Origin of the sequence: Fictibacillus barbaricus (assembly GCF_014635025.1) — a bacterium.
In the GTDB taxonomy this organism is placed as follows: domain Bacteria; phylum Bacillota; class Bacilli; order Bacillales; family Fictibacillaceae; genus Fictibacillus; species Fictibacillus barbaricus.
In genome coordinates, this window is sequence record NZ_BMCE01000002.1 from 538,021 (window position 1) to 555,046 (window position 17,026).

The window sequence follows — 17,026 nt, forward strand, 5'->3', positions numbered from 1 at the left end:
CCCCTGTATGGTTCGTTTCAAATATATGCTTGTACACAGGCGCATAGAACATTTAGTCTGTTACTGTCACATCTTCTTCTAAATTCTCCTCAGAGTCCTCTTCAGCAGTACCATCCGATTCTTCTTCACTGTTATTCTCTTCAGGTTCTGGTTCAGTCTCTTTTGGCGGTTCTAGCTGAACCACGAGGAAGTCACCTTCTTTGACGGGATTTCCAGGCTTGATACTTTGCTTAACCGCAAAACCGCTGCCTGTAATCGTTTCTTTTAACCCCAGCAGCTTGCTGATCCTTAAAATATCCATGTAAGACCAGTCTTTTATATCGGGCATCTTAACATCTCCAGAAGTCTTGAGGATAACCCGCTCACCTTTCATTACATAAGCTCCCTCATAGGGCTCTTGCTTCGTCACATCATCTCCAGACCCAAGTATGGAAACTTGCATACCTAATTTTTCCAACTCGGTCTTAGCTTGTTCTGCAGATTGACCTGTATAATCAGGCAATTCTTTTCCGTATGTTTTCTTAGCTTTTTCAGTACTCTTCATTCCCTTTGCCTCTGGCTGAATGTTCAAGTACTGTAAACTGCTTTTCATGACGCTTGTGAAAATATTTGCTGTCGGAGTCGAACCCATTTCTGGAAACTCAACTTTAGGCCGTTCTACCGCAACATATACCAATAGTTTCGGATCATCTTTTGGTGCCATACCAATAAAAGAAAAAACGTTCTCTCCCCAGCCTGAAATGTACTTTCCATCTTTTCCTGGAATCTGTGCTGTTCCTGTCTTACCTGCCACGCTGTACCCGTCAATCGAGTAAGACTTACCCGTCCCATCTGTAACGACTGTTTCTAATATATCTCTTACTTGCTTAGCTGTTTTTTCAGAAATTGGGTTACCCTTAATTTTTGGCTCATTCGAAACAACTGTTTTCTTTGTTTCAGGATCCATGATCTTGTCGATGACATAAGGCTGCATCATCTTACCGTTGTTCGCAATAGCAGTTGCTGCCTGAATCTGTTGAATCGGTGTAATCGTAGATCCTTGCCCAAATGCAGTTGTTACTTTTTCAATTTCATAGTTATAGAGAATGGAACCGTTCTTCTCGTTTGGAAGATCAATATTCGTCTTTTGATCTAATCCAAATTTGGAAATATAGTTTCTGAATTTCTCATAACCTAGTTTTTCTCGTACCAGCTTTGAAAAAGCAACGTTAGAAGAGTTCTGAACACCTTCGTCGTACGTAATAGTTCCCCAGCCTCTACGATTGTGGTCATAAATCGGTCTTCCGATATTCGGTAGCTTGTATGAACCAGATTGGAACGCTTCATTACCGTTATAAACACCCTCTTCAATCGCCGCAGCCAGAGTAAAGATCTTCATCGTAGATCCTGGCTCAAACGGATATGAAACAGCAAAGTTTGTATAGTTATCAATCTCTTTTTGGTTCGGATTAAAACTTGGGTAGTTGCTCATCGCTAAAATTCTTCCTGTTTTAGGATCCGCTACAATACCAGTTATCTTTTCGGGTTCGTACTTTTTAGCTGCCTCCTGGATCGCCTCGTCCAAATATAGCTGTACCTTCTCATCTAATGTTAGGTAAACCTCCTTGCCATGCTTTGGAGGAGTAATGGACTCTTTGTTGGCAGGAATTGCGCGGCTGAATGCATCACCTAGGAATGTTACCTTCCCATCCTTTTCCTGCAAATATTTATCAAGGGATTTTTCTAATCCCATCAGTCCAGTTTGAACACCATCTTCTCCCTTTCCCGTATAACCTAATACATGAGCGGCAAAGGTTTGATTCGGATAATATCGTCTGGACTCCCTTAGGAAATCGATACCAGGGATATTCAACTTTTCAATCTGTTCTTTTTTACGATAGGATACTTTTCTTCCAGACGGTATCTCTACTTGAAATCTTCCTTCTTTACTTAGCAGAGCTTCTAGATCGCCTTTGTCAGTTTTTAAAACCTCAGAAAGCTGTTCAGCGGCTTCTTCTGGATCCTTAATATGGTTAGGATAGTTTTTGTCCAAGATGGCAATTACACTATATGAAGGGATATCTTGTGCGATCACTTCACCGTTTCGATCAAACATCGTTCCTCGTTTAGCGTCCAAAACATCACTTTTTAACCATTTTCTTTTTCCGTACTCGATCAAATCCACCCCTTCTGCCGACTGAGAAGAGGCAACAACAAAAAACTTACTCGTTAATATAAAAAAGAGCACGGTAAACAAAATCATCAGGATACCTGCTCCAACATTTTTTCTTTTTAATTTCATAACAACACCTGCTTTTTAGTCCTGAACCACTTTTACGTTCTTATCATCAAAGATAAATCCTTGTTTCTTTGCCAATTTCATGATGCGTTCTGGATTGCTAAGTTCGGTTACCTGGAGATGATAGTCTTCGACAATCTTTGTTTCAGCCGAGATGTCTTTTTGAATGGTTTCAACTTTAGCGGTTGCTTGGTATACGGATGCATAAAGAGAAATGAGCCAAATTAATCCGGCTATTAACACAACCCCCATCGCTCCCCATAATACCACTTCACCTTTAGTAAATAATTTACGGGACGGCTGCTGTACCGGTTTAGGACTTCTAGCTGGCTGTGATTGAATTTGTTGTTTTTGTACTTGATAGGCTAAATTGCTCACATTAGCTCTCCTCTCTATTTTTGTTTTTCAGCAATTCTCAGTTTTGCTGAGCGTGATCTTCTGTTTTCTTCAAGCTCGTTTTCTGTTGGTACGATAGGTTTTCTTGTAATGAGCTGTAATTCGGGTTTGTATTCTTCTGGTATAACCGGCAGTCCCGGAGGGAGTTCCGGACCTGTACTTGCTTTTTTGAGTATATTTTTACACGCACGATCTTCTAATGAATGAAACGTAATGACTGCAATTCTTCCACCGATATTCAATAATTCTATAGAATCATGCAATGCATCTTCAAAGGCGTTCAGTTCATCATTTACAGCAATACGTATGGCTTGAAATGTCCGTTTTGCCGGATGGCCGCCTGTTCTTCTTGCAGGAGCTGGAATTGCCTCCTTTATTATTTCGACAAGTTCACCCGTAGTTTGAATCTCTTTTTTCTCTCTCGCCGCTTCGATCTTACGGGCGATCTGTTTAGCGAACTTCTCTTCGCCGTATCTCGAGATAATCTTCATCAACTCATTAAACGACCATTCATTAACCACTTCTTTTGCTGTAAGTTCGCCTGACTGATCCATTCGCATATCAAGTTCAGCATCGTGCTGATAACTAAACCCTCTATCCGCTTCATCCAGCTGTGGGGATGACACACCTAAATCAAAAAGAATACCATCCACCTTATGTACGCCGCGTTTAGAAAGCTCTTCCTTTATGTAGCGGAAATTGCTGCGAATAATCGTAAACTTACCTTCATGTTCCTTCAGCACCTGACGTGCATTTTCAATGGCTTTGTCATCTTGATCAAAAGCATATAAATGACCCGTTTCTAATTGAGACAGAATTAGCGCACTGTGGCCTGCTCCACCCAACGTACAATCAACATAAATACCATCTGGTTTAACGTGTAAACCATCTACAGATTCTTGTTTTAAAACAGTTATATGGTCAAACATGGAAAATTCCTTTCTGCTGTAAACTTAAGGGTTTATAAATCAAAATCCATAAGACTTTCTGCAATTTCACCAAAAGAGTCTTCAGACTTTGAGAAGTATTCTTCCCAAATTGATTTGCTCCAAATTTCAATTCTATTCGACACACCTATAACTACGCAATCCTTTTCTAGTTTTGCATAATCTCTGAGCGGTGATGCAATGTTAACTCTTCCCTGTTTATCCAGCTGACATTCCGCTGCACCTGAAAAGAAAAAACGGGTAAAAGCTCGTGCGTCCTTCTTCGTAAATGGCAAGCTCTTGAGTTTTTCTTCAATTACTTTCCATTCACTTAAAGGATAGCCGAATACACATTGATCCAACCCGCGAGTCAAAATAAACTCTGTGCCTAGTTCTTCACGAAATTTAGAGGGGATGATCATACGTCCTTTTTCGTCGATGCTGTGCTGATACTCTCCCATGAACATATGATCACCCCACTTTCTCCCCTAAATCTACCACAACGCTCCACTTTTCACCACTACAAGTATTATTCGTGTACAAAAAAAAAAATCCTGCTGTCTCACAGGATTTTTCCAAAATTATTTTAGTGTTTTTATAAATATAATATCTTATGTTTCTCATTAAATTCATAAGGGTATTGTACTAGTTGATTTATAAGATCAGGACCATTTTCATTCGTAAATTGATAGATGTTCCAGACTCTTTCTTGCAAGATGTTGATGGGTTTTAATTGAAGCATAATCTCATCAAATTCAGCTAAGGGTTCTTTTACTTTTCTTCGAACACGCTGCTCCATTTTTTTTTCGATATAATCGATCTCCGAAATGATTCGATTAAGATTTTGTTCAGCAACAGGCAGCAGCTTTTTATCAATTTCCTCTGCAAGCTGCAACAGCTTCCCGTATGAATTTGTGAACTCTGCTTTTACAGTTTCAATTGACTCATTTGTTTCAATCGGTCTGTTTTCTGAGAACCACTCTCTTTTGTATTTATCCGTTCCATCTGTTAAAACTTGTTCTATTGTTAACCCTTTAGAAAGTACTAGCTGATTAATCCGATCTGAAACAAGTGTAAAAGAAAGCCTTGGTGTTAAAATAGGCATTTTTCTTTCAAAATGGTTAAAGACCTTCCCAAGAACTGCCCAATAAGCGATCTCACCAGGTCCCGCAATAAAGGAAAGAACAGGCAATAAGAACTCTTGCATCAATGGACGTGTCACTACATTGTTACTGAATCTTTCAGGATGTTGAGCTGCTTCTGTTAACAGATCAGCCTCGGATATAGAAAAATCTTTTTCTTTTGATGAAAAACCGTTACCATTACGATACAAAAGAATTCTTTCATTATCTTTCGTAAAAAACAAATGTGCGTTATCTTTTTGAACTTCAATCGGGTCTTGGAATCCGATATTGTTTAACTCTGTCGTTTGAGCGATAAAAGCTTTATCTATATCTTTATTGTTTGTTATCATTTTCTTTAAGATTTCTGATTGTAGCCTTTTAAATTCAGGATCACCTGAATCCAGCAGTATGAGGCCTTCATCAGAAAACCACTTAGAAAGAAGCTTTGCAAAGAAAGTGACAATAGAATCGGATTGATCAAGAATCCGCTCAGTTTCCACAAGAAAATCACTCGTATATGCCGTTTCTCCAAAAGAACGGAATACTTCTTTTAACCATGGTTTAACATCTTCCGTTTTCCATTGCCATAAAGATGCCGAAGATTTAACAGCTGAAGCGGCTTTCAGTGATATTTTTTTAGCTGTATTATTCTTCGGTACCATAACATGATTAATTTCATCCATATCATGATCTTCGCCAGCGATCCAAAATATGGGTACGACAGGTACGTTTAATTCTTTTTGAGCTTTCTTAGCCAACTGTATTGTGCTGATGCACTTGTAGATGACTAAAAGCGGTCCGCTTAATAAACCCGCTTGCTGTCCGCCAACAACTGCTAAACTCTCTGGCATAGATAATTTCTGTATGTTTTCCATCGTATTGGACGAAGAGCCTATCTTGTGATTATACGAAGACAAATATTCCGTAAGTCCCTGCCTCGGAAATGAATAACGCTTCAGTTCCTGCTGTCTTTTTGTCCATTCACGCTTATCATAAGGTGCTTTATATTCAAAAAACCGGACAACATCCGTATCTCCTTTGGAATACCTTTCAAGAAAAGGTGAAGTATGAAGCTGCATTTCCTCCAGTCTCATTTATGTACTTCCTTTCTGCATATCGATTACATCCTTAACGAGTATAGCAAAGAACTGTTAAAGACCATAAGAGATTTGCTCTAAGCATCAAAAATACGTGAAATTACTCCATACGTAATTAAGGAAAAATAACCAATGGAGAGAATTAAAAACTGAAGACGCCAGTTTAGCCTAAGGATTTTGCTTATAGACAATTCCAGATCTTTTTTCCAGATGACGTATGTAAATAATATGCAGCCTCCCAAAAACAATAGAAGGAGGATCCAATAATAAGATTGGCCCCAAATTTCAATTGTCATTCTCTCAATAGCAAGAAATAAAAAGAAGGTCGTACTATCTGTTCCCGCCTTAATTGCCTTACTTTTCTTTTTTGTAAGTTTATATATACTCTTGTTCACAAGAAAATAGACGATATAAGGAACGGTTATTAACGTAGCAATAAACGCACCTATAACATTTAACAATCATTCATCCTCTCCAATCCAATGCTTTAACAGCTTCATAGACAAACCTTGAATAGGGAATCTGTATAGATTTAAGATTCGCACGATTAATAATCTCCCCTGTTATGCTGTCAATTTCGGTTTGCTGTCCGCTCTCAACACTCTTAAGCATTGAGGAACGGTTCAACGAAGTATTTCTGCATAGGATTAGCAATTCCTTCCATAGTTCATCTTGTCTATCAGCCATATTTAGAGCTGTTATTGTTTCTTCAAATAATCGTTTCATTAATCTAAATGCATGTTCATTTGAAAGCAATTCCCCGTTTGTTAGCTTTAAAATAGCTGTTAGCGGATTAATAGAAGCATTCATAATCAGTTTTTCGAATAGCATCTTTTCCCAGTTCGTTTCTGATTGAATAGGAAAACGTTCTGAGTGGAGCAGCGTCTCCCAAGCATGAAGAGAATCTCCGCGATAGGAAGATAGCTTTATTCTGCCTTCTCCTAGATGATGAACAGTCGAATAACCTTCTTTTAGAGCACCATGTTCGACCACTCCAACACATACCTGATTGTTGGGTAAATTATCAATAAATGAAAGGTGACTGATCCCGTTCTGAAGAAAAAGACAAGAAACTTCACTAAGAGCTTTTAACTTGTTTAATTCTTTTATTGCTGTTTGTTTAACAGCTATCACGGAAAAAGGTTCATCACCTTTAAAAGTTTCTATGGGTTTTACTTCAACTGAAAAAGTAGCTTTATACCCCTTCATATTTACATATGTAAGTCCTGACTTCTTAATATTCTCAGCTTGTTCAATGGTTCTTGTATATATAACAGGTTCATTTCCATTACTTTGAAGAATATAGGAAACTAATAAACCGATCGCTCCTCCGCCAATCACACTGACTCTCATGGTTACCCCCATAGTTTTTATTAGATAGATATTACCATATTCTTTTGGCCAATCAAAAAAACCTCCCTATTAAAGGGAGGAGATTCTTATACTGGGTATACCGGATGTTTTCGTTCGCTGAAAACCATTTCTTTGTTTTCATAGAACGCAAAACGATTCATCAGTTCGTCTCTTAATGATGAAGGTGATACGATATCGTCAATGATCATCTCAGATGCAAGCTTGTAAATATCAATATGCTCTTTGTATTCTTGTTGCTTCTGCTGCACAAATTGAATACGTTCTTTCACGTCTTCGATCTCATTGATCTTGTTGGAGTATACTGCATTTACTGCCGCTTCTGGACCCATAACAGCAATTTGCGCTGTCGGTAAAGCGATACAGCAATCAGGCTCAAATGCAGGACCAGCCATCGCATAAAGTCCTGCACCATATGCTTTACGAACGATGACAGAAATTTTTGGAACAGTAACATCACTCATAGCAGCAATCAATTTAGCCCCATGCCGGATGATTCCAGCTCGTTCTACTTTCGTACCAATCATAAAACCTGGTACGTCCGATAAGAAAAGAAGCGGTATTGAGAAAGCATCACATAACGTAATAAAACGAGCTGCTTTATCTGCAGAGTCTACAAACAATACGCCGCCCTTGACCTTAGGCTGGTTAGCAATGATTCCAACAGGCTTTCCATTAATACGCCCAAATCCAGTAACGATCTCTTGAGCAAAAAGCTTTTTCATCTCAAAAAAACTTTCTTCATCAATAAGCCCATCAATAAATTCATACATATCAAAAGGCACGTTTTGATTTTCAGGGACGATTGCTTCTAGCTCTCTTCCTGCTTTAGGTGACAACGCTTCTGCAGCAGGGGCTTTTTCTTTGTAGTTGCTTGGGAAATAAGACAGATAACGACGTGCTTCTTCAATTGCTTCAGTTTCATTAGCGGCTAAAACATCACCACATCCACTTACAGAGCAGTGCATTCTTGCTCCGCCCATCTCCTCGAGCGTTACTTTCTCGCCGATTACTTTCTCTGCCATTCTCGGGCTTCCTAAATACATCGAAGCATTCTGATCCACCATGATTACGATATCACAAAACGCTGGAATATAGGCACCTCCAGCTGCTGATGGTCCAAACAAAATACACACTTGCGGTATCATACCAGACATTTTTACTTGGTTGTAAAAAATCTTTCCTGCTCCACGCCGGTTTGGAAACATATCAATCTGATCAGTTATTCTAGCACCCGCGGAGTCCACCAAATAAAGCATCGGTACTTTTAATTTTTGTGCCGTCTCTTGAATGCGGATGATTTTTTCTACTGTACGTGCTCCCCACGACCCAGCTTTTACAGTGGAATCATTGGCCATGACACACACTGTTTTCCCGCCTAACTTTCCGATTGCTGTTACGACTCCATCTGCAGGCAGATCGCCTGCTTGGTTGTTAGCAAATTTAGCATCTTCTACTGTATATTCACCATCATCAAAAAGCAGTTTTAGGCGATCACGTACAAACATCTTATTCTGCGCGCTGTTTTTTTCGTGATATTTTTGTGCACCGCCTGCTTCGATCTTATCGATTTTTTCCTTTAACTGATTCTCTAATTTCGCAACCATCGTATACCTCCTTCAAGAGAGTGAGCGCTCGCTCAGATTATGTGCAGACTTCTTATTTTAATGTAACGAGCACATCGCCCTCATTAACAAAGTCTCCAGACGCAAACTTAATACTTTCAACAGTTCCAGCGTCTGTAGCATCAACCGGAATCTCCATCTTCATAGATTCTAAGACGATAACCGTTTGCCCTGCTGTTACTTCATCACCTTCACCTACTAATACTTGCCATACTGTGCCTGCCATAGATGCTGTAATTTCTTTCATTTCTCTCTCTCCCTTTTATTTTACGATTTACTTGCGGATCTTTTGCTTAAATAATCTGTGGTGTAGTCACCTTTTACAAAGTCTTCTTCTTCTAACAATCTTTGAAATAAAGGAACGTTTGTTTTTAGCCCTTTTATTTCGAGACTTCCAAAGAATTTTAGTGCGGTTTTAATACACTCTTCACGATTGGAATCGCTTACAATTATCTTTGCGATCATAGGATCGTAAAACGGTGTAACCGCATTTCCACTTTCATATCCAGAATCAATTCGTACATTCGTTATTTCTGGCCAGTTCAGCTCTTCAATTTTACCTGGTGAAGGAAAGAAGGTTACTGGATCTTCTGCATATAATCTAAACTCCACAGCATGACCATTGCTTAAAATCTCGTTTTGCATGAGAGGCAACCTTTCACCTTTAGCAATTTGTATTTGCCATCTTACTAGATCAAGCCCTGTAATACTTTCAGTTACGGGATGCTCAACTTGAAGTCTTGTATTCATTTCCAGGAAGTAATAGTCACCATTTTCACTGACGACAAACTCAACAGTCCCTGCATTTACATAGTTTACGGCTTTAGCAGCTTTTACTGCTGAAGCTGTAATCTTTGAACGGAGACTTTCCGTTAAAAAAGGCGAAGGAGACTCTTCAACTACCTTTTGATTTCTGCGCTGAACACTGCAATCACGTTCGTATAAATGAACGATATTTCCGTGTGTGTCACCCATAACCTGAACTTCTATATGTCTTGCATTCTCGATACATTTTTCAATAAACATTCTGCCTGAACCAAAGTAATTCTTAGCACGCTGTTGAGAAGAAACAAAATGCTTACTCAGATCATCTCTGTTTTCGCATTTTACCATTCCTATCCCGCCACCCCCGCTGCTCGCTTTAAGCATGACAGGATATCCGATCTGTTCAGCAAGCTTGATACCTTCTTCAACATCTTCAATAGGCTCTATGGTTCCTGGAACGATAGGAACTCCAGCTTGCTGCATCGTTTTACGAGCCTTGATTTTATCGCCCATCCACTCAATAGTCTGAGGAGAAGGTCCGATAAATGTTATTCCAGCTTCCTCTATCCTTTTTGCAAAGTCATCATTTTCAGAGAGAAGACCATATCCAGGGTGGATACCGTCCACCTTATGTTCGATTGCTGCTTTTAAGATTTCTTCACTCTTTAGATAGGATTTAGCAACTGGCGGTTCTCCAATATGTACGGCCTCATCCGCAGCTTTTACAAAAGGGAGGTCTTTATCTGCTTCAGAATATACAGCTACTGTTCCAATGTTCATCTCTTTGCACGTTTGAATGATGCGCAGTGCAATTTCCCCACGGTTGGCGATTAAGATTTTTTTCATAGTTCCATCCTCCTTCCTGTTGTCAACGTTACGTTTTTCGACAAAAAAGCGAAAAATCCTTTTTTGTAAGCGTAAACTAAACGAATATTTTATTTTTAAAGAATTTTTAGCCTAATTAGTATATACTATAACTATAGAGAAAAGTACAGAACGACTGGGGGAGAGAAGATGTCAAAGTATGAAGTGAAAAAATTGTTAGTTAATTATAAAACGCTCGAAGAGTTTAAGCAGTTCAAAGAGTATGGTGTACAAGAACTGTCAATGCTCGAGGATCTTCAAGAAAATATGATTGAAAATGACAGTGAATCTCCATTCTATGGCATTTACTATGGTGATAAACTTGTAGCACGTATGAGTTTATATCGAATCGAGGCTGCATATGATCAGTATTTCGATCCGCCGCAAGATTACCTTGAACTTTGGAAACTAGAAGTACTTCCTCATCATCAAACAAAAGGTCTTGGCAGAGCGTTGGTAGAGTTTGCAAAGACATTTTCGTTGCCGATTAAGACGAACGGCAGACAACAATCTGGAAGTTTCTGGGAAAAGATGGACTTTGAAGCTGTAACATATAATCAAGATCGTGACCGCGGTCAAAACCCTTATGTCTGGTATCCAACAGGTGTTAGTGAACAGCGCCTGGCTTAAATTCCAAAAGGAAAAAAGATGGCTAATTAGCCATCTTTTTTAATTTCTCACAGGTACTTCAACGAGTTTCCTCGCTCTATCCATAATCTGCAGAACTTCTTTATAGTCGCGGTAAACTGTTTCATACTCTTTGTTTACCTTACTTAGCTTAGTCTTTAACGATCCGTTTTCCTTTTTCAGATGCTGCAGTCTGGATAATAATGCTTTATTTTCTTCTTCTAGGTTTTTTGCAGAAGGTTCTTCAGATTGCAGGTGCTGCAAGAATAATATGATTTCGTTTAGAGTAAGTGGCTTCTCACTTTGATAACTGCTCTCGTAGTCATTTTTTTGAATGATAATATTATCTTCTGTTAGAGAAACTTGCGGTTTGATTTTTCTTTTATTACGATCTTTGCGTACTTTTTTAGCTTCTGATATAGCTTTTTCATATTGCTTTCGAATCAGTGAATTCCATCTGAATCCACAGGCTGCAGGCGTTCTCGAGAGTTTTTCTCCTACTTCTTCAAAAGCAACCAGCTGGGTGCTTCCTTCACGGATATGCCGGAGTGTAACCTCTGCAAGAATGGCATCTTCGTCTTTAGTCCAGGCATCCTGGCGCAAATTTGTCATTTAGATCCCCCCATTTTAGTGGTTTGTAATATGAATATGCTAGTGCTAGAAAAGATAGACTGTTTATTCTACTAAAATGAGGGAAATACTTATTTCTTTAAAAATTCCTCTACTCTTCTATGATGATCATCAGACGCCCAGAGCTTTGCACACCTTTTAATCTCGAGCTGTACATTATTCTTGATCTTCTGTTGATCATATCTTTGAAGCTGGAGGGTTTTATATGATGATATGACTCCCAAAGGCTGCATTGTATAGCGTTGCAAGTAACGTTCAGCCTCTTTTTTGCCGCTGCTTTTGATCACATATTGTATAAACCCGCGATCCATTCCTTGTTTTGCAGTAACAGGAGTTGAACTGTACAAAAGATCCATGGCTTCGGTCTGGCCAATCCTCTCTAGCAGATAAGTTCCCCCGCCCCAGCCTGTTGTAATTCCTAATCTCCCTTGAATGAAACCTACTTTTGCCTCTGCCCGTGCAAGTCTAATATCACAGGCAGCTGCAATCTCACACCCTCCACCTACTGCTGAACCATTTAAAAGCGCAACGGTAGGCTTTGGAAAGAAGAATATATCCTGAAGGATTGATCCCATTTGAGAAAGCATTACATAGGCTTGTTCTTCTGTCTTAAGAGAATGAAAGGCAGTCAGGTCCCCTCCTGAGCAAAAAGCTTTTGGACCTGTTCCTGTTATAACAAGCACTTTTATTTCCTCATCACTCTTGGCATGATCCAAAAAAAAGGATAATTTTTTCATCACATCATAGTTTATAGCATTTCTTACTTCTGGCCGATTTAACGTAATCCAGCCGATCCCATTCTTTTTTTCCCAAATTACAGGTTGTTCACTCACTATCTACACCTCCGGGTCAAAGAAAACGCTTTATTTATGTATATGAAAAAACAGGAAGCCTATAGCTCCCTGTTTTTCATTACTTGCTTACTACTTCTTTACCTTTGTAAGATCCACACTCACGGCAAACGCGGTGAGATAACTTGTATTCTCCGCACTGTGGACACTTTACCATACCAGGCATGGAAAGCTTGTAGTGTGTACGACGCTTCGCTTGGCGAGTTTGAGAAGTTCTGCGAAAAGGTACTGCCATTTTGTATCCACCTCCTTAAAGGTCTTGAAAGAATCATTATAACCCATTCTTTCACTATTTGTCTTCGTCAAAAAATTTAGCCAGACCTGCTAAACGGGGATCAACCCGGTTATTTCGGTCTTCATCCGTAACCCTCTGCCATCCTTTTCCTTCATTTGGAGCAGGACTGTCTGTCACATCAGCAGCCGTAATTTTCAACGGTTTTTCAAGCAAAATATGCTCTTCGATGACAGGCAGAAGGTCAACGTAATGTCCTTCAACTTTATGAAGGCTTTCTTCATCTTCGTATTCCGTATAGTTCGGATCGAAAATAAAAATTTCCGTCGTTTTTACCGAGAATGGAAATTCCACATCCACCAATGTGTTTGCACAAGGCAACACCATTTTTCCTTTTATATTTAAGTAAAAAGTGGCTTTCTGTTGGGTTACATCTGCATGACCCTCAACGTGCACGGGTTCAACGCTTCTGATTTCCGGGTCTTTTTCCATCACACCGCTCGCATCAACATTTTGTTCAAACGTTAACGGTTTACGGTAAAAATTTTTTAATTCTTGTAGTGACCATTTCATGTCATTATCACCTCAAGGCAACAGTAGTAATTATATCGGTCAAAATATAAAATGTCAATATATTATCTTTACAGTGACACTTTTGATTCTAAACTCTTTTTAGTACAATGTAAACAAGTATATCACTGCATGTAAGGGAGTGGAACTGTTGAAAGCAACAGGAGTTGTTGTAGAATATAATCCGTTTCACAATGGACATTACTATCATTTGCAGGAAACTAAAAACGTTTCAGGAGCAGACTGCGTAATCGCTGTTATGAGCGGTAATTTTCTTCAACGAGGAGAACCCGCACTTCTATCTAAATGGAAACGGACAAAAATGGCCCTTTTGGGAGGTGCTGACCTTGTTATAGAACTTCCCTATTCTTTTGCAACAAGTCATGCACCACGCTTTGCGTATGGCAGCATTTATTTGCTGCAATCTCTTGGTGCAGAATCTTTTTGTTTCGGAAGTGAATCAGGTGATGGAGCTTTATTTAACGAGACACATGACCTGGTGAACTCACAAAATTATACCTATCAAGCAAAGCTTCGTGAATTCATAGATACAGGGTTGTCTTACCCTTCAGCTGCTGCAAGAGCCTATGAAGCGTTAGAAACACCACTCGCACTTGATCTAAGCAAGCCAAACAACATTCTAGGCTTTGAATATGTTCGAGCAAGCCGTGAGCTCGGATTCCGCATTAAACCACTTACGATAAAAAGAAAAAATGCAGATTATCATGATGTTCTGCTAGGAAAAGGAGATATCGCAAGTGCTACAGCCATAAGAGAAGCTGTTTTTTCAAGTGATATACGGAAAGCCAAACATTATATGCCTTCTTTCACGTTTGATTTACTGGCTGAAGAGCAATCTGTGAAAGGCACATTGATGAACTGGGAGCGGTTATACCCATTGCTTCGTTACCAACTATTATCTTCAAGTCCTAGCGAAATAAACACATTTTATGAGGTTGAAGAAGGATTAGAGTACCGAATGATTGATGCCATGAGGTCATGTGATTCGTTTGAATCCTTTATGAAGCAGTTAAAAACCAAAAGGTATACCTGGACAAGACTGCAGCGTGCATGCCTCCATGTTCTAAATAAAATTCGTAAAGAAGACATGTTAGCTCTATTGGAATCACCTCCAGGCTATATACGTGTTTTAGGCATGACTGGGAAAGGACGGGAATATTTAAGATCCGTTAAAAAATCAATAGATCTTCCTTTGGTAACAACCGTTTCTAAACATGACTTTGCAGGATTGGAAATGGAAGCCAAGACATCTTTAGTGTATGCGCAAGGCGCTGTTAGGAATGTTCTGAGAGCTGAGAAAGAAGAGTTTAACACACCGCCAGTCATGGTGGAGTAAGATTGAGTTAAGCTGAGGAACCAGTGAGGTAAATAGGAATAGCTCAAAAACTCGGATTGCGCTCGTAAATTCCGGATTGCGCTCGTAAATTTCAGATTGCGCTCGTAAATTTCAGTTTGCGCTCGTAAATTTCAGTTTGCGCTCGTAAATTTCAGTTTGCGCTCGTAAATTTCAGATTGCGCTCGTAAATTTCAGATTGCGCTCGTAAATTTCAGATTGCGCTCGTAAATTTCAGATTGCACTCGTAAATTTCAGATTGCGCTCGTTCAGCGAGCATAGATGCCGCTGAACGAGCAAAAATATTATCTAGAACCTACATACACTTTATAAAACTTCGCATAACGATAAAAATGGATGCAGAAAGAAGCTTTGGCTCTTCTGCATCCATTTCTTTTTACAACTTTTCTAAATAATTTAATGCATCATCTAATGTTTTAACAGGAACGATCTTCATCTTTGATCCTATGTCTTTCTGTGCTTTCACTGCATCCTCATAATTGTTCCCGTCAACAGGTGCAAAGAAGATTTCAGCGCCCGCTTCATCTGCAGCTACAATCTTTTGCTGAATGCCACCGATCGGCCCTACATTCTTTTGCAGGTCCATCGTTCCGGTACCCGCAATTTTCTTGCCATGTGTCAGGTCATCATCTCTCAGCTGGTCCAATATTTCCAGCGTAAACATCAAACCTGCAGAAGGTCCTCCGATTTGGGAAGTATCGATTTTCACTTTCGGATCTGTTTCGATCGAAACATCTGCAACAGGAGAAGTTATACCAAGACCCGCTTTTGGCCCCTCATCTTGAATATATTTTTTCGGAAACTGTTCTATGTTCAAGCTTACATCCATTTTTTTATCACCGCGAAGAATGGTTAGATCAACCTGATCACCAGCTTTTTTAGGAGCAAGGACATCAAGCAGCTTTTTAGTTTCCATAACAGGATTACTGTCAACTGCGACAATCTTATCTCCTACTTTTAATTTTTCTTCTGCCGGCATCCCTGACATAATTCCCGTTACATATACACCATGATATTTAATATCGACCTTTTTACCAGCTTCTTGATACGCAACGATTGTTGCAGCGTGCTGTGAATCTTCCATCATCTGCAGCTGCCTCTGATTGTACTCTTCATCCGTTTCATCTTCACCTCTGATCTCTTCAGCGGGTATGACTTCACGGTAGTCGCTCATTTTTGCCCATATGTATTGCGGTATGTTAGCTGTACCTACTGAAACGGTTGTCAGCATAAACACTCCCTCGTCCTCATCTCCATCTTGTACTGAAATGATTGGATCCAGTTCACGTGCATCACCTGGAGAGGTTATATAATAAGGGAGTGGATAAAATGCGATGAATGCAAAAACTAATAAAAACAGGATGATAAATTTGTTCTGTGAGAAAAAATTTCTTTTATTTCTTTTTTCTTCAATGGTCATGCGATGACTCCTTCCACTTGTTGATCTTTTCTAAGATTTTGGGTACTTGTTTTCTTCCGGCTTCTTCTCCAATAGCGATTATATCATTTACGTCCTTAAAAGCTGTAGAACTGAACTGTTCAACCATGGGCCGGATCATGATATCCGCAGAGATTTCATGCCAGCGAACCATCTCACGCTGCATAATATCAATGCTTTGAATGATAACATCGAAGATAGAAGATACCTGGTGTTCTGCTTTAAAATGAGATATATCTACAGCGATGACTAGATCCGCTCCCATTTCCCTCGTCACTGAGACAGGAACACGATCAATGACTCCTCCATCCACTAAAAGTTTCCCGTCTTTTTTTTCTGGCACCAGTATTCCTGGAATAGAAATGCTTGCACGAACGGCATCTGCAATTGAGCCGGTTCTAAATACAACTTTTTCACCCAGCAATAGATCAGTAGCAACGATCGCCAAAGGAATATCTGTTTGCTCTATACGTTTTTGTTTGGTAAGAAGTCTCACTAATTCTTTTATTTTTTTCCCCGTGATAAATCCCATCTTTGGAACAGTATAGTCCATGTAATATTTACGTTTGAAAAGTGTTGCCATACGGTATAAGTTTTCATCGCTATGGCCCATGCAAACCATCGCACCAACTAAAGCTCCCATACTGCTACCTGCTACCATATCAATCGGAATTTGAGCTTCTCTTAATGCTTTTACTACACCAAGATGCGCAAACCCCCTGGCACCGCCAGAACCTAGAGCAAGTCCGATTTTCGGTTCTTTCATCCATTGCTCCTCCTTTAGTAGCACCGTCTTTTTTTAACATATGGTCTAAAGAGATTGGCTATACGTATAAATAAGGATGAGGACAAGTAAG

General features: G+C 39.5%; 18 protein-coding genes. 2 read left to right on the forward strand and 16 right to left on the reverse strand.

Going from position 1 to position 17,026, the window contains the following annotated elements; genetic code table 11:
• Positions 1-52: 52 nt before the first annotated feature.
• The 10 genes from IEV52_RS12045 to IEV52_RS12090 all read right to left on the reverse strand — a co-directional run bounded on the left by IEV52_RS12045 (position 53) and on the right by IEV52_RS12090 (position 10,428).
• The gene (locus IEV52_RS12045; protein ID WP_188402776.1) at positions 53-2,281 is read right to left on the reverse strand and encodes a penicillin-binding protein; all 2,229 of its coding nucleotides are present in this window, start codon (positions 2,279-2,281) and stop codon (positions 53-55) included.
• 15 nt (positions 2,282-2,296) lie between these two features.
• Complete coding sequence (gene ftsL / locus IEV52_RS12050; RefSeq protein WP_188402777.1) at positions 2,297-2,656, reverse strand: cell division protein FtsL; 360 nt, start codon at positions 2,654-2,656, stop codon at positions 2,297-2,299.
• A 14-nt stretch (positions 2,657-2,670) separates the two neighbouring features.
• Complete coding sequence (gene rsmH / locus IEV52_RS12055; RefSeq protein ID WP_188402778.1) at positions 2,671-3,603, reverse strand: 16S rRNA (cytosine(1402)-N(4))-methyltransferase RsmH; 933 nt, start codon at positions 3,601-3,603, stop codon at positions 2,671-2,673.
• 32 nt (positions 3,604-3,635) lie between these two features.
• The gene (gene mraZ / locus IEV52_RS12060) at positions 3,636-4,067 is read right to left on the reverse strand and encodes a division/cell wall cluster transcriptional repressor MraZ (protein ID WP_066289146.1); all 432 of its coding nucleotides are present in this window, start codon (positions 4,065-4,067) and stop codon (positions 3,636-3,638) included.
• A gap of 128 nt (positions 4,068-4,195) precedes the next feature.
• A complete protein-coding gene (gene bshC, locus IEV52_RS12065) occupies positions 4,196-5,818 on the reverse strand; it encodes a bacillithiol biosynthesis cysteine-adding enzyme BshC (RefSeq protein ID WP_188402779.1) in 1,623 nt (540 codons plus the stop codon).
• A gap of 80 nt (positions 5,819-5,898) precedes the next feature.
• Positions 5,899-6,282, reverse strand: a complete 384-nt coding sequence (locus tag IEV52_RS22785) for a DUF3397 domain-containing protein (protein ID WP_188402780.1) — start codon at positions 6,280-6,282, stop codon at positions 5,899-5,901.
• 4 nt (positions 6,283-6,286) lie between these two features.
• Positions 6,287-7,174 carry a ketopantoate reductase family protein gene (locus IEV52_RS12075; RefSeq protein WP_188402781.1) on the reverse strand — a complete coding sequence of 296 codons (888 nt, stop codon included), beginning with the start codon at positions 7,172-7,174 and terminating at the stop codon, positions 6,287-6,289.
• An 86-nt stretch (positions 7,175-7,260) separates the two neighbouring features.
• Positions 7,261-8,799, reverse strand: a complete 1,539-nt coding sequence (locus tag IEV52_RS12080; RefSeq protein ID WP_188402782.1) for an acyl-CoA carboxylase subunit beta — start codon at positions 8,797-8,799, stop codon at positions 7,261-7,263.
• 52 nt (positions 8,800-8,851) lie between these two features.
• The gene (locus IEV52_RS12085) at positions 8,852-9,064 is read right to left on the reverse strand and encodes an acetyl-CoA carboxylase biotin carboxyl carrier protein subunit (protein WP_188402783.1); all 213 of its coding nucleotides are present in this window, start codon (positions 9,062-9,064) and stop codon (positions 8,852-8,854) included.
• Positions 9,065-9,084: 20 nt separating this feature from the next.
• The gene (locus tag IEV52_RS12090) at positions 9,085-10,428 is read right to left on the reverse strand and encodes an acetyl-CoA carboxylase biotin carboxylase subunit (protein ID WP_188402784.1); all 1,344 of its coding nucleotides are present in this window, start codon (positions 10,426-10,428) and stop codon (positions 9,085-9,087) included.
• Between the two features lie 168 nt (positions 10,429-10,596).
• Here IEV52_RS12090 and IEV52_RS12095 point away from each other — a divergent pair, with 168 nt between their 5' ends.
• The gene (locus tag IEV52_RS12095) at positions 10,597-11,076 is read left to right on the forward strand and encodes an N-acetyltransferase (RefSeq protein ID WP_188402785.1); all 480 of its coding nucleotides are present in this window, start codon (positions 10,597-10,599) and stop codon (positions 11,074-11,076) included.
• Between the two features lie 39 nt (positions 11,077-11,115).
• Here IEV52_RS12095 and IEV52_RS12100 read toward each other — a convergent pair whose 3' ends face one another.
• The 4 genes from IEV52_RS12100 to IEV52_RS12115 form a co-directional block, all read right to left on the reverse strand.
• Positions 11,116-11,685 carry an RsfA family transcriptional regulator gene (locus tag IEV52_RS12100; protein ID WP_188402786.1) on the reverse strand — a complete coding sequence of 190 codons (570 nt, stop codon included), beginning with the start codon at positions 11,683-11,685 and terminating at the stop codon, positions 11,116-11,118.
• Between the two features lie 89 nt (positions 11,686-11,774).
• Positions 11,775-12,536, reverse strand: a complete 762-nt coding sequence (locus IEV52_RS12105) for an enoyl-CoA hydratase/isomerase family protein (RefSeq protein WP_188402787.1) — start codon at positions 12,534-12,536, stop codon at positions 11,775-11,777.
• 79 nt (positions 12,537-12,615) lie between these two features.
• Entirely contained in the window at positions 12,616-12,789 is a 174-nt protein-coding gene (gene rpmF, locus IEV52_RS12110) for a 50S ribosomal protein L32 (RefSeq protein ID WP_066240492.1), read from the reverse strand.
• 54 nt (positions 12,790-12,843) lie between these two features.
• Positions 12,844-13,359, reverse strand: coding sequence for a YceD family protein (locus IEV52_RS12115; RefSeq protein ID WP_188402788.1), 516 nt, complete (start codon positions 13,357-13,359; stop codon positions 12,844-12,846).
• 148 nt (positions 13,360-13,507) lie between these two features.
• On the opposite strand from IEV52_RS12115, the gene IEV52_RS12120 reads away from it, so the two are divergent.
• On the forward strand, positions 13,508-14,713 hold the full coding sequence (locus IEV52_RS12120; RefSeq protein WP_188402789.1) for a nucleotidyltransferase: 1,206 nt from the start codon (positions 13,508-13,510) through the stop codon (positions 14,711-14,713).
• Positions 14,714-15,107: 394 nt separating this feature from the next.
• On the opposite strand, the gene IEV52_RS12125 is transcribed toward IEV52_RS12120, so the two are convergent.
• Positions 15,108-16,151, reverse strand: a complete 1,044-nt coding sequence (locus IEV52_RS12125) for a SepM family pheromone-processing serine protease (RefSeq protein ID WP_188402790.1) — start codon at positions 16,149-16,151, stop codon at positions 15,108-15,110.
• Positions 16,141-16,935, reverse strand: a complete 795-nt coding sequence (locus tag IEV52_RS12130; protein ID WP_188402791.1) for a patatin-like phospholipase family protein — start codon at positions 16,933-16,935, stop codon at positions 16,141-16,143. Before IEV52_RS12130 ends, IEV52_RS12125 begins: the two co-directional genes overlap by 11 nt.
• Positions 16,936-17,026 lie beyond the last annotated feature (91 nt).